This is a genomic window from Mesorhizobium sp. USDA 3734, from assembly GCF_056279665.1.
On sequence record NZ_JBWCCW010000001.1, the window covers coordinates 2,316,824 to 2,329,414 of the forward strand.

At 63.6% G+C, this 12,591-nt stretch carries 14 protein-coding genes and 1 tRNA gene; 8 read left to right on the forward strand and 7 right to left on the reverse strand.

Annotation, left to right across the window (positions count from 1 at the left end; genetic code table 11):
- Positions 1 to 26 precede the first annotated feature (26 nt).
- Entirely contained in the window at positions 27 to 752 is a 726-nt protein-coding gene (locus ACZ89F_RS11035; protein WP_476091819.1) for a glutathione S-transferase family protein, read from the reverse strand.
- A gap of 97 nt (positions 753 to 849) precedes the next feature.
- Between ACZ89F_RS11035 and ACZ89F_RS11040 the strand changes: the two genes are divergently transcribed.
- The 3 genes from ACZ89F_RS11040 to ilvC all read left to right on the forward strand — a co-directional run bounded on the left by ACZ89F_RS11040 (position 850) and on the right by ilvC (position 3,145).
- Positions 850 to 1,308 carry a MarR family winged helix-turn-helix transcriptional regulator gene (locus ACZ89F_RS11040; RefSeq protein ID WP_476091821.1) on the forward strand — a complete coding sequence of 153 codons (459 nt, stop codon included), beginning with the start codon at positions 850 to 852 and terminating at the stop codon, positions 1,306 to 1,308.
- 139 nt (positions 1,309 to 1,447) lie between these two features.
- On the forward strand, positions 1,448 to 2,107 hold the full coding sequence (locus ACZ89F_RS11045) for a TetR/AcrR family transcriptional regulator (protein WP_476091823.1): 660 nt from the start codon (positions 1,448 to 1,450) through the stop codon (positions 2,105 to 2,107).
- An 18-nt stretch (positions 2,108 to 2,125) separates the two neighbouring features.
- Positions 2,126 to 3,145 carry a ketol-acid reductoisomerase gene (ilvC, locus tag ACZ89F_RS11050; RefSeq protein ID WP_013531065.1) on the forward strand — a complete coding sequence of 340 codons (1,020 nt, stop codon included), beginning with the start codon at positions 2,126 to 2,128 and terminating at the stop codon, positions 3,143 to 3,145.
- 110 nt (positions 3,146 to 3,255) lie between these two features.
- On the opposite strand, the gene ACZ89F_RS11055 is transcribed toward ilvC, so the two are convergent.
- Positions 3,256 to 3,807, reverse strand: coding sequence for a BA14K family protein (locus ACZ89F_RS11055; RefSeq protein WP_476091825.1), 552 nt, complete (start codon positions 3,805 to 3,807; stop codon positions 3,256 to 3,258).
- 188 nt (positions 3,808 to 3,995) lie between these two features.
- On the opposite strand from ACZ89F_RS11055, the gene ACZ89F_RS11060 reads away from it, so the two are divergent.
- Together ACZ89F_RS11060 and ACZ89F_RS11065 are read left to right on the forward strand one after the other, a co-directional pair.
- On the forward strand, positions 3,996 to 5,108 hold the full coding sequence (locus tag ACZ89F_RS11060; protein WP_476091827.1) for an endonuclease/exonuclease/phosphatase family protein: 1,113 nt from the start codon (positions 3,996 to 3,998) through the stop codon (positions 5,106 to 5,108).
- A 151-nt stretch (positions 5,109 to 5,259) separates the two neighbouring features.
- Positions 5,260 to 5,985: a hypothetical protein gene (locus tag ACZ89F_RS11065; RefSeq protein WP_476091829.1), complete on the forward strand. Its 726-nt coding sequence runs from the start codon at positions 5,260 to 5,262 to the stop codon at positions 5,983 to 5,985.
- A 70-nt stretch (positions 5,986 to 6,055) separates the two neighbouring features.
- On the opposite strand, the gene ACZ89F_RS11070 is transcribed toward ACZ89F_RS11065, so the two are convergent.
- The 4 genes from ACZ89F_RS11070 to ACZ89F_RS11085 form a co-directional block, all read right to left on the reverse strand.
- Positions 6,056 to 6,298, reverse strand: coding sequence for a hypothetical protein (locus tag ACZ89F_RS11070; protein ID WP_476091831.1), 243 nt, complete (start codon positions 6,296 to 6,298; stop codon positions 6,056 to 6,058).
- Between the two features lie 132 nt (positions 6,299 to 6,430).
- Entirely contained in the window at positions 6,431 to 7,648 is a 1,218-nt protein-coding gene (locus ACZ89F_RS11075; RefSeq protein ID WP_476091833.1) for an ABC transporter permease, read from the reverse strand.
- Positions 7,645 to 8,352, reverse strand: coding sequence for an ABC transporter ATP-binding protein (locus ACZ89F_RS11080; RefSeq protein WP_476091835.1), 708 nt, complete (start codon positions 8,350 to 8,352; stop codon positions 7,645 to 7,647). Before ACZ89F_RS11080 ends, ACZ89F_RS11075 begins: the two co-directional genes overlap by 4 nt.
- A gap of 4 nt (positions 8,353 to 8,356) precedes the next feature.
- The gene (locus tag ACZ89F_RS11085; protein ID WP_476091837.1) at positions 8,357 to 9,649 is read right to left on the reverse strand and encodes an efflux RND transporter periplasmic adaptor subunit; all 1,293 of its coding nucleotides are present in this window, start codon (positions 9,647 to 9,649) and stop codon (positions 8,357 to 8,359) included.
- A 101-nt stretch (positions 9,650 to 9,750) separates the two neighbouring features.
- Here ACZ89F_RS11085 and ACZ89F_RS11090 point away from each other — a divergent pair, with 101 nt between their 5' ends.
- The 3 genes from ACZ89F_RS11090 to ACZ89F_RS11100 all read left to right on the forward strand — a co-directional run bounded on the left by ACZ89F_RS11090 (position 9,751) and on the right by ACZ89F_RS11100 (position 11,330).
- The gene (locus ACZ89F_RS11090; protein WP_476091839.1) at positions 9,751 to 10,659 is read left to right on the forward strand and encodes a PhzF family phenazine biosynthesis protein; all 909 of its coding nucleotides are present in this window, start codon (positions 9,751 to 9,753) and stop codon (positions 10,657 to 10,659) included.
- Positions 10,660 to 10,765: 106 nt separating this feature from the next.
- A tRNA-Lys gene (locus ACZ89F_RS11095) sits at positions 10,766 to 10,841 on the forward strand.
- A 297-nt stretch (positions 10,842 to 11,138) separates the two neighbouring features.
- Complete coding sequence (locus ACZ89F_RS11100) at positions 11,139 to 11,330, forward strand: hypothetical protein (protein ID WP_476091841.1); 192 nt, start codon at positions 11,139 to 11,141, stop codon at positions 11,328 to 11,330.
- A gap of 236 nt (positions 11,331 to 11,566) precedes the next feature.
- Here ACZ89F_RS11100 and cobT read toward each other — a convergent pair whose 3' ends face one another.
- The gene (cobT, locus tag ACZ89F_RS11105) at positions 11,567 to 12,577 is read right to left on the reverse strand and encodes a nicotinate-nucleotide--dimethylbenzimidazole phosphoribosyltransferase (RefSeq protein ID WP_476091843.1); all 1,011 of its coding nucleotides are present in this window, start codon (positions 12,575 to 12,577) and stop codon (positions 11,567 to 11,569) included.
- Positions 12,578 to 12,591: the final 14 nt, after the last annotated feature.

Below are 12,591 nucleotides of genomic sequence, written 5' to 3' on the forward strand. Positions count from 1 at the left end.
CGAACGCTTGCTCGTGGTCGATCCGTTCAGGCGGGCAGGGCTTGTACAACCGGTTTGACCGGGTCGTTTCGGCCAATGAGGCTCGAAAGGTATGATCCTTTCGCTTGCAGGAAGGCATGCAGGCCTTGCGGGTAGTCCGGCGCCACGGCGTGCTTGATCGACGGGCGTTCACTCAAGGCTTTGCGCCAGGCTCGGACGAGCGGCTTGCCGTCAAGGATGCCGAAATCACCGATCCGGTCGAAGGCGTCCAGATAGCGGAAGACCGGGCCGTAAACGGCGTCGACCAGCGAAAAGTGCTTGCTGGCGAACCAGGGTCCGCCAGGCTCGTCCGCCAGCTCGGCTTCGAGACGATCGAACATGGCAGACAGCGTGCTGGATTCGGCCAGGAAGCCGGCCTCGGTCGAGGTTGAATAGAATCGGCCGATGGCATTGAGGGTTGCCGAACCGAACTCGATCCAGGCGCGGTGCCGGGCTCGGGCATAGGGGTCGGCAGGGTGGAGGGGGTTGGCCTGCGTCTCTTCGAGGAATTCGAGGATGACGGCCGATTCGAAGATTGCCGTTTCCTCGCCATTTCGCTGCACGCGCAGCAGCGGCACCTTGCCGAGCGGCGAGATCGCCTTGAACCAGCCCGGCTTGTTGGCGAGGTCGATATCGACGCGCTCGAACGGCACGCCTTTTTCGGCCAGTGAAATCGCGGCGCGCTGCACATAGGGGCAGAGATGATGGCTGACGAGAATGAGCTTGTGTTTCATGGGGCTTTCCAAAGTTAATGCAATTGCATCTATATAGATGCGGATGCATTGATCGTCAAGCTTGATGCAACTGCATCTATCGTCTAAGCATGCGGCCATGACCGAGAGAGCCACGCCTTCGCCCGAAGCCATCAAGGCCTGGGCTCGCCTGATGCGGGTTTCGCGCCAGCTGATGGAAAGCGCTGAAGAGGCGTTGAAGGCCGCAGGCCTGCCGCCGCTTGCCTGGTACGACGTGCTGCATGAGCTGGCCGAGGCGGGTGAGGGCGGGCTGCGGCCGTTCCAGCTGATCGAGCGCACTCTGTTTGCGCAATACAACATTTCGCGCCTGCTGGTCCGGCTCGAGGCCGATGGGCTGGTCGAAAAGCTGCCGGTGGCCGATGACGGCCGCGGCCAGACCATCCGCATCACCGCCAACGGGCGAGAGACACGCCGCCAGATGTGGGCTGTCTACGGACGGTCGATCGCCGAACTGGTTGGCGCCAAACTTTCGGCGGACGAGTTGACCATGGTCTCGGCATTGCTTGGACGGTTGCGCCATCCGCCAGCCAGCGATTAAGCGCGGCAACGCCCATCCACTTGCAGATATTTTGCGCTCATCCTCTTGCGCGCGGCCTCGGATTGCGCAATATGCCGAACCGTAACGTACGGTACGGCTCATCAGAATGACTGGTGGCCTTACCTTTCGAGAGAAGAGCGTGTTGCACAGCGTGCCCGAGATAGACACCAGCGAAGCGCTGACGGAGCGGCAGAAAGCCGTGCTCGACGCAGCGTTGCGGCTGCTGGTCGAGGAGGGCGATCAGCTGACCATGACCGCCGTGGCGCGCCGCGCCAGCTGCTCCAAGGAAACGCTCTACAAATGGTTCGGCGACCGCGACGGGCTGCTGACGGCGACGGTGCAATGGCAGGCGTCGAAAGTGCGGGTGGCGCAGGTCGACGGCAAGGGGCTCGATCTTGCCTCGCTGACTGCAAGCCTCGAACGGTTTGCCTCGGACTGGCTTAAGGTGATTTCAAGCGACACCTCGATTGCCCTCAACCGTGTGGCGGTCGGCCACGCGGGTTCGGGCAAGGATAATCTTGGCGCGGTCGTGCTGGAGAATGGCCGTTTCGCGCTGGCCAAACGGCTGAAGCCGGTGCTTGAGGCCGGTCGCCAGGCCGGACTGCTCGACTTTGCGGATGCCGAGACGGCGTTCCGCACCTTTTTCGGGCTGGTCGCCCGCGATGTGCAGATCCGTCTGCTGCTCGGCGACCGGCTGGAATTGACTGAGGTGGCGATCGACGGCGATGCCGCGCGGGCGACGCAGCAGTTTCTCGCTCTTTTCGGAGCAAAAACCGGCCGCAAGGCCTCTGATTCATAAAACGGGAAGGAAGACAAAATGCGCGTCTATTACGATCGTGATGCCGATCTCAACCTGATCAAGGGCAAGAAGGTCGCCATCATCGGCTACGGCAGCCAGGGCAGGGCGCATGCGCTCAACCTCAAGGATTCCGGTGCCAAGGAGATCGCCATCGGCCTCAAGGCCGGCTCGGCGACAGCCAAGAAGGTCGAGGCCGACGGGCTCAAGGTGATGAGCGTGGCGGACGCAGCCAAATGGGCCGACCTGATGATGATGGCGACGCCCGACGAATTGCAGGCCGACATCTACAAAAACGAGATCGCGCCGAACATCCGCGATGGTGCCGCGATCGCCTTCGCGCACGGTCTCAATGTGCATTTCGGCCTGATCGAGCCGAAGTCGACGGTCGACGTCGTCATGATCGCGCCGAAGGGCCCCGGCCACACGGTGCGCGGCGAATACCAGAAGGGCGGCGGCGTGCCGTGCCTGGTCGCCGTCAACCAGGACGCTTCGGGCAACGCGCTCGACCTGGCACTGTCCTACGCCTGCGGCGTCGGCGGCGGCCGTTCGGGCATCATCGAGACCAATTTCCGCGAGGAATGCGAGACCGATCTGTTCGGCGAGCAGGTCGTGCTGTGCGGCGGTCTCGTCGAACTGATCCGGGCCGGTTTCGAGACGCTGGTGGAAGCCGGCTACGCGCCGGAGATGGCCTATTTCGAATGCCTGCACGAGGTCAAGCTGATCGTCGACCTGATCTATGAAGGCGGCATCGCCAACATGAACTACTCGATCTCGAACACCGCCGAATGGGGCGAATATGTCTCAGGCCCGCGCATCATCACCGCCGAGACCAAGGCCGAGATGAAGCGCGTGCTGAAGGACATCCAGACGGGCAAGTTCACTTCGGAGTGGATGCAGGAATACCGCGCCGGCATGTCGCGCTTCAAGGGCATCCGCCGCAACAATGACAGCCACCAGATCGAGGAAGTCGGTGCCAAGCTGCGCGCGATGATGCCGTGGATTTCCAAGAACAAGCTGGTCGACAAGGCCAAGAACTAAGCGAAGACCCATACGCTCGAAGACAAGCGGCTTCGAACAGTCGAAAAAAAAACGGCGCCACGCGGCGCCGTTTTTCATTCTGTCGGTCAACTCAGCTACAGGCTAGCTCATCAATAGGGCGAGTAGCACTGCTGGCGCGGGCCGTTGTAGGGCTGGAACGTGTTGTCGTAGGCCCGGTACGACCGGTAACGGTTGTAGCACCATTGAACATGGGCGCTCGAAAGCCGGCCGGCACGATAGTAGCGACGCGGCGGCGGCGCATCGTAATAGTTGTAGTTGTTGTACATGCTGCCGATGCCGAGCCCCAGCCCAAGGCCCAGGAGTGCGGCCGCGCCATCATTGTGATGGCGGCCATGATAGTGGCGGCGGCCGTGACGCCAACGCCAGTCGTCTCCGCCATTCCAGTTGCCGCCACCGTTCCAGTGTCGACGGCCCCCGTTCCAGTTGCCCGAGCGGCGCCATCTCCAATCGTTGTTGAACTGACGGTCGTTGCCGCCCGCCCAGCTGTCGCGCACTGGCGTGACCGTCGGCGGCGCCGTGCTGGTGGGAATCGACATGTTCGGCTGCAGGATCGGCCCGGCGGCGGACGGCGCCGTGACGCCGGAAAGGATACCGAGGGCTATCAGCCCGGATTTGACCGTGGAAGAAAAGAGCGAATTCATTGCACTCTCCAAGAGTTACAGGCCCCACGCCCACCCGAGGAATGGGGCAACAATGGATGTTTGCATCTGAACGGCGGATGAACGGAAAGGTTCCGTCAACCATGGCGCGAATGCCCGAGGACCAATCGATCTGCGCTGGTGGTCCTGCGAGCTTGTTTTCTCCAGCGCTTGCGGGCAAAGGTCATGGCATGTCGCTGCGCCTTGCCACCTTCAATGTCGAGAACCTGATGAACAGGTTCGATTATTCCGGCTATCGCAACCAGCTCAACGAGGATCGCACGCTGGCGCTGTTCGATATCCAGAGCGAAGCCGAATACAGGACGCTGGAGCAGGCCCGCGCCATCGCCCAGTCCGACGATACGCGCCAACTTACGGCGCTGGCGATCGCGGCCACCCGCGCCGACATCATCTGCATGCAGGAAGTCGACAATATCGAGGCGCTGAAGGCTTTCGAATATGGCTATCTGTTCAAGATGGTGGGGCAGGGCTACCGGCAGAAATACACCACGTCGGGCAATGATTCGCGCGGCATCGACGTTGCCGTGATGATGCGCAACGAAACCGCGCAGGGCCAGCCGATCGAATTCGTGCGCATGACCAGCCACGCCTATGTCACCTACGAGCAGTTCGGACTGCACACGCCGGAGCTGGCGGCCCTCGGCAACCAGGCCAATGAGCGCATCTTCCGGCGCGACTGCCTGGAGATCGACGTCACCGTGGGCGGCGTGCCGTTGACGCTTTACCTCGTGCATTTCAAGTCGATGGGCTCGCCGCGCAACGGGCTCGACGGGCGCGAGGCGACGATGCCGGTGCGCATCGCGGAGGCGCAGGCTGTGCGACGGATCATCGAGGAGCGCTTCGGTGGGGAGCAGGCCGCCGACAAGCGCTGGGCGATCTGCGGCGACATGAATGATTATCGCCAGCGCGTGAAGATCGCCGGCGACGCGATCGACGGCTACCGCTTCGAGGTGGTGGACGAGGCCGTGTCCTGCATCAATGTGCTGACAGAAGGCGGCTTCTGCGAAAACGTCGTCGAGCGGCGGCCGGAGATGAACCGCTGGAGTCTGTACCACACGCGCGGACCGGAAGAGCGGCATCTGTGCCAGCTCGACTACATCCTGCTGTCGAAGGGGCTTGCCGCCAGCAACGCGACGGCCGTTCCCGACATCATCCGCAACGGCCAGCCCTGGCGCACCATTTTTCCGCCGGGGCAGGAAGTGGAGCGCTTTCCGCGCGCCGGCTGGGACCGGCCGAAGGCGTCGGACCATTGCCCGGTGGCCATTACCCTGGACATGACCTAAGCGGTGTTGATATTCAGGTGATGCCGGCCTGCAAACGACGGCTTTCTGCGCTCCCGGTGCTCACGGACCCAAATGTCCGCTCCGCTCCGGTTCTCGAAAGCCATCATTTTCGGCTCGGCCTGACCTGAATCTCAACACAGCTTAGAGCAACATGAGTTTCGACCTGCCGCGCAATGTCATCCTGCCGGTCGACGCCGTCGACGTCCGGCTCGATCCCGGTCCGCATCCCTTCGCCAGGGACAATGCAGAGGCGATCGCCGAGAATTGGCAGCGCGAGATCGCTGCCAATCCGGCGCTGTTCGACGGCACGGTGGTGCTGTTGTCGCAACTCGCCTACCGAGACAACCGTCTCGTCGGCCGCTGTCATGCGGTCACCTATTCGACTTTCATGCTGTGGCGAAAACAGCGCGAGAATTCGGGCGCCGAGCACGCCTATGCGCATGCAATGCTGGTGGCCGGCGACAACGCGCTGGTGGCTATCCGCATGGGACCGCATACGGTCAATGCCGGCAGCGTCTATTTCGCCGCCGGCTCGTTCGAGCCGGTCGATTTCCGCGACGGTCTGGTCGATGTCGATTTCAACATGATCCGTGAGGTGCGCGAGGAAACCGGCCTCGACCTGTCAGGTGCTGAACGCGGCAAGCGCTGGCACGCCCTGTCGACCAACAGCGGCACAGTGATCTTCCGCCGCTATCACGAGACGGCGCCGGCTGACGAGATCGCCCGGCGCATCTCGGCCTTCGTCGCTACCGAGGCCGAGCCGGAGATCGAGGGGCCGGTGATCATCCGCCATACCGCCGACCTGCCAGCCGGGCTGTCAGCGCACATGAAGCCGTTGATCGAGTGGCATTTTTCTGGCGAGGACTCTTTGGTTTGACGCAATTCCCAAGGGAAAGCGCTATGCGCTTTTCCCGGGAAAACCGCTTCACACTTTTCCTGGAATTGCTCTAAGGGCGCGTTTTGTCCTGCGCCACCTTGCGATCATTGCGGGCGGCGACGAGGAACAGGATAAAGCCGATGCCCAGCAAGCCGCCCATCGCCATTCCCATGGTCTGGCCAACGACTGCCTGAAAATCCGATGTGACGCGATCGGGATTGGCGAGGCCGTAGCGGGCGAGATACCACCAGATGCCGGCAAGGAAGGCCTCGATGATGACCATCGCCAGAAGCAGTCGCGCTTTCTTGCTCATCCCGCATTCCTCCACCCAAGGTGAATTGCCCTAGCATCGCGAACGGTGCGACGACAGTGGCGGGTAGGGTGGAAACGTCGAAGGCTGTGCAAAACCGGTCGGAGCGCTAGCTGCACCTCCGGCCGGGTTGCCTTATTCATGCCTTAGCGCGTCGATCGGGTCGAGCCTGGCGCCGCGCAGCGCCGGGAAGAAGCCGAAGACCATGCCGATCAGCGCCGAAAAGCCGACGGCGAGCAGGATGACCGCCGGGCTTGGCGCGAAGGGGATGGTCAGCGTCACCGAGGCGAGGCCGGCCAGCGCCAGCCCGATCAGGATGCCGATGATGCCGCCGAGCAGCGACAGCACCGTCGCCTCGACCAGGAACTGGATGAGGATGTGCTTTTCATGCGCGCCGATGGCCAGCCTGATGCCGATTTCGCGGGTGCGCTCGGTGACCGAGACCAGCATGATGTTCATGATGCCGATGCCGCCGACCAGCAGGCTGACGCCGGCCACCGCGCCCAGCATGCCGGTCATGGTGGTGGTGGCGCTGGCCATGGCGTCGGCGATCTGGGTCATGTCGCGGATGGCGAAATCGCTCTCGCGTTCGGGCGTGATGCGGCGCGCATCGCGCAAGATGTCCTCGACGCGCGGCTGCAGTTCGCTGGTCGGCGTGCGGTCGTCGGCGGCGATGTAGATGTTGTCGATGTCGCGGTTGCCGGCGATGCGGCGCTGATAGGCGTGCAGCGGCATCAGCACGACATTGTCCTGGTCCTGGCCGAAGCCGGTATAGCCCTTGGGCTCGAGCAGGCCGATGATCTTGCAGGAGGTGCGGTTGACGCGGATGATCTCGCCCTCGGGGTCGCCGGCGCCGAAGAATTGCTGGCGAACCGTCTCGCCGATCAGGCACACGCCGGTGCCCGAGCGGGTCTCGGAATCGCTGAACGGACGGCCGGACACCAGCTTCCAGTCGCGCGCATCGAGATAGGCGCTGTCGGTGCCGGTGATGCCTGAGGTCAGGCTTTCTGTGCCGAAGATGACGCGGACCTGCTTTTGCGAGGCCGGCGAAATGGCGCGGGCGCCCGTCAGATGGGCAACGAGTGCTGCCAGGTCCTTTTCGGCCAGCGGACGCACCGCCTGGTCGAGCCCGCCCGGAGCGCCGGGGCCGGCCGGGCGGCCGGAGCGGACGACCAGCAGATTGCTGCCGAGCTTGGAGATGTCGGCCTTGACCTTTTGCGTGGTGCCGGAGCCGATGGTGAGCATGGCAATGACGGCCGCAACGCCAATGACGATGCCGAGCAAGGTCAGGAACGAGCGCAGCACGTTGCGGCGGATCGAGCGGAGCGAGAGGCGGACGGTTTCCCAGATCATGCCAGCTCTACCTTCATGGTATCCGAGGCGACGTGACCGTCGAGGAAGCGGATGGTGCGCTCGGCATAGTCGGCGACATCAGCCTCATGCGTGACCATGGCGATGGTCAGGCCGAGCTCGGTGTTGAGCCGGGTCAGCAGCTCCATGATCTCGTGCGTGCGTGCGGTGTCGAGATTGCCGGTCGGCTCGTCGGCGACAAGCAGCGTCGGGCGGGTGACGATGGCGCGCGCGATCGCCACGCGCTGCTGCTGGCCGCCGGACAGTTCTGCCGGCGTGTGGTGCTCGCGGCCGACAAGGCCGACCTCCGCCAACGCATGCATGGCAAGGTCGCGGCGCTCGCGGCTGGCCACGCCGCGATAGATCAGCGGCAGTTCGACATTTTCGGCCGCCGTGGTGCGGGCCAGCAGATTGTAGCCCTGGAAGACGAAGCCGACATAGAGATTGCGCAACATGGCGCGGCGGTTGCGGTCGAGCCGGCCGGCGTCGATGCCCATGAAGGAATAGGTTCCGGCCGTCGGCGTGTCGAGGCAGCCGATGATGTTCATCGCCGTCGACTTGCCGGAGCCGGACGGCCCCATGATGGCGACGAATTCGCCGCGCCGGATGGCAAGGTCGACGCCGGCCAGCGCATGCACCTTGGCCTCGCCCTGGCCGTAGCTCTTCCAGACCTTGTCGAAGGTGATGAGGGGCGCGCCCGCGGCCACGGTATCAGCTCCGCTGCTGCGACGCGGTGATGATTTGCGCGCCTTCGTCCAGGCCCGAAATGATCTCGGTCAGTTCGCCGTCGGTCGAGCCGATCTTGACGTTGACCGGATGGGGACGCCCGTTCTCCAGCACATAGAGCGTGCGTGAGCCGTCGGTGGGCACCGTGGCGGCCTGGCGCTGGCGGTTGCCGCCGGGGCGGCCCATGCGGCCGGTGAACAGGTCGCTCAGGCTCCAGCCGCGTGCGGCTTGCTGGACCGGGCGATAGCGGAAGGCGGTGGCCGGCACGGTGAGCACACCCTTGGCCTGCTTGGTGACGACCGAGACGGTGGCGGTCATGCCGGGCCGCAGCAGCAGCTCGTTGTTGTCGACCTCAAGCCGCGCATTGTAGGTGACGACGCCGTCGGTGGTGACCGAGGCATAGGAGATGTCGCGGATCTCGGCATCGAACGGCCGCTCGGGGAAGGCATCGACGGTGAAGCGGGCATGCTGGCCGGATTTGACCGCGCCGATGTCGGCTTCGTCGACCGCCGCCACCAGTTCCATGTTCCTGAGATCAGCGGCGATGATGAACAGAACCGGCGCCTGCAGCGAGGAGGCGACCGTCTGGCCGGGGTCGACCGAGCGCGTCAGCACGATGCCGTCGATCGGCGCATAGATGGTGCTGTTGGCGAGGTCGGTCTGCTGCGATTTCAGATCGGCATTGGCGATGGCGAGATTGGCTTCAGCGCTGTCGAGCGCCGCCCTGGAACGATCGCGCGTCGCGGTCGCGGCCTCGAGCGACTGGTCGGTCGCCATGCCGCGCTTGGTCAGTGCCGCCGCGCGGACAAGCGCCTTTTCGTTCTCGGCGAGCGTCACCGTGGCGTCCTCGACATTGGCGGCCGCGCCCTTGGCGGAGGCCTCCGCGCGTTCGATCTGGACCTGCAGCTTGGTGGTGTCGAGCGCCGCCAGCACGTCGCCCTTCTTGACCTGCTGGTTCTCCTCGACCGACACCGAACGGATGATGCCGGAGAGCTGGCTGGAAATGTCGACCTGGGTGAGCGGCTGCAGCGTGCCGGTCGCCGACACCGCGACGGTGAGGTCAGCCTTGGCGGCAGGCACGGTGGTGTAATCAATCTTGGCTGGCGAGCCGGCATACCACTGATAGGCGCCAAGCCCGGCGACGAGCACGATCAGCGCCAGCAGCGCATAAAGCCAGCCGCGACGGCGCGACTTGCGCCGACCCGTCTTGTCGAGCCCAAGCGCCGTCTCGATGGCGGAATCCGATTCCGTCTTTGGCAGATTGACAATCTGGTCCACGCTGGACCCCTATAATGCGCAATGTCCCTATCTGTGCACAGATCAGGCTTACTGGTTCAAATATCAAATTAAATTTCGCCCATGTTGGGATTGAGGCAGGAATGAAAACCCGGAATTACTTGCTTTACGATGTGTTTACGACCGAGCGACTGGCCGGCAATCCTCTGGCCGTCGTGCTGGACAGCAAGGGATTGGACACGGCCGCGATGCAGGCCATCGCGCGCGAATTCAACCTGTCCGAATCGGTTTTCGTGCTGCCGCCGGACAATCCCAAGCACAGAAACCGCATTCGCATCTTCACCCCCGACTATGAAATGCCGTTCGCCGGCCATCCGACGGTCGGCGCGGCGATTGCGCTGGCCGAACTGGCGCAAGAGGGCGGCGCCGGCATCTTCGTGCTGGAGGAAAACATCGGCCCGGTGCGGTGCGCCGTCAGCAAGCATGACGGCAACACCTTCGCCGAGTTCGACCTGGCGAAGCTGCCGGAGCCGCTGGAGCTCGAGGCCGATCCGGAGGCGATCGGTGCCGCCCTTGGGTTGACGCCGCACGAGATCGGCTTCGAGAATCACCGCGTCGCGTTCTGGTCGGCGGGCGTGCCCTACGTCACCATCCCGGTTGCCAATCTCGAGGCGGCGGGCCGGGTCCGGCTGGACAACCAGGCCTGGTCGGAACTGGCGCCGCGCAAGAGCGAATGGGCCTTCGCCAGCCCCTATGTCTACTGCCGCGAGACGGTGAACCACGAAAGCGCCTTCCATGTGCGCATGATCGTGCCCGGCACGCCTTCCTATGAGGATCCGGCGACCGGCTCCGCAGCCGCGGCCTTTGCCGGCGCCATCATGCATTTCGACGCGCCGACCGACGGCATTTCGCAGCTGTGGATCGAGCAGGGGCTGGAGATGGGCCGGCCATCGCGCATCCGCCTCGAACTGACCGTGGAAGGCGGAAAACTGGCCTCGGCGCGCATCGGCGGCAACGCGATCAAGGTTGCGGAAGGCAAGCTGTTCGTCTGATCGCAGGCAGGCTCGGTCGATTTGTCGGGAAATGATTCCGGCAGGGCTGGACAGGACCGATGGTGGCGGCTATATGCCCGCCAACGCCGGTTTTTGCCGGCCGAGTGGGTGCGTAGCTCAGTTGGTAGAGCAGCTGACTCTTAATCAGCGGGTCCACAGTTCAATCCTGTGCGCACCCACCAAATTCTTCAAAGACTTGGTGGAAAGACCCTGAAAGCGAGACGCGTTTGACGCGCTTCGGGCATGCACAGCCATTCCGACGGGATGGTTATCGGGTTTGCAGAAATCTGGAAATGGTCTGGTCAGACACACTCTTGCCAGGTAGTCGCAATTCGACTGCAATGGAAGCCTGACCGCAATATGGCCGCGCTCCTTGATCGGGATCTGCGATCTGTCGCTGTAAATTCGTCACGCGATACCCTATGTTGAAGAGGCCGCTAATACTGCGCGGTGACTACGAATATTCCAGAGGAAACTAAATGACTGATAATATTGTAAAAACCGCCGATTTCCAAATGTTGAAGTTTGATCAGTTTGCCGGCAGTGGCGTCCAGGTGGAGGGAGACGATGTGTCGGTCGCCTTCATGACGGACGGTCCGTCGATCGATGTAACGATGAGCAGGAAGGACGCAAAGTACCTTGCTGAAGCGATTTTGGGAGTGCTGAAATAATTCGACTGGTTTCGGCCAGTTGACGCTCTGCCAACTGCTTCCTCACAAGACGGTGCTGACCGTGCTATCAAGGGCTGCTCAACCGGCAGCCCTTTTTCGTTTCCCCGGCAATCTGGGGAGGATCCATGCCGCTCAGCTACAGGCAGCGCCAAACCGTCTCTAAACGCCCCTAGCAAACCGCACACCTTGCACGCTTAGGGAAGGAGAGCGGCGCCAGTTTTGCGAAAAACCAGCGGTTACTTCTCCGACACACCCGCCTCGGCAAAACTCGCCATGCGGGCATGGCACTCCAGCGCCGAGCGGACGATGTTGACGGCGAGACAAGCGCCGGAGCCTTCGCCGAGCCGCATGCCGAGATCGAGCAGCGGCGGCAGGCCGAGCGCTTCGAGCAGGCCACGGTGGCCGGATTCGGCCGAGACATGGGCTGCGATTGTGTGGGCGAGCCCGGCCGGGTGCAGCCTGGCCAGCGGGGCTGCGGCTGCGGTGCAGACGAAGCCGTCGAGTAGCACGGGGATGCCCAGATGGCGGGCGGCCAGCGTGGCGCCGAAGATGGCGGCGAGTTCGCGTCCGCCAAGCGCGGCAGAGATAGCAAGCGGATCGGCAAGGGCGGCGGCGTGGCGCTTCAGGCCGGCTTCGATGGCGACCACCTTGCGCTTGAGGCCGGCGTCATCGACGCCGGTGCCGCGCCCGGTCCACTTTTCCGCGCCACCGCCGAACAGGGCGGCTGAGATTGCCGCTGCCGGCGTGGTGTTGCCGATGCCCATTTCGCCGAAGCAGATGAGGTCGAGGTCTTTTGTCACCGCGTCATAGCCGGTCGATACTGCGGCGAGAAACGCCTTCTCGTCCATCGCCGGACCTTGCGTGAAGTCGCCGGTCGGATGGTCGAGATCGAGCGGGATGACGTCGAGTTCAGCGCCGGCCATGCGGGCAAGCTGGTTGATGGCCGCACCGCCGCCGGCGAAATTCGCCACCATCTGCACGGTGACTTCCGAGGGATAGGCGGAAACGCCTTGCGCGGTGACGCCGTGGTTGCCGGCGAAGACGAAGACCTTGACGCGGTCGAGTTTTGGCATGTCGCGGCCCTGCCAGCGCGCCAGCCAGGCCGCGATCGTCTCCAGCCGGCCAAGGCTGCCTTGCGGCTTGGTCAGCGTGTCCTGGCGGCGGGCGACCGCATTGGCCGCAGCATCGCTGCCGGCCGGCAGGTCGAGGCAGGCAGCGCGCAATTCACTAAGCGATTTGAAGGGCATGGGGGCAAAGTCTC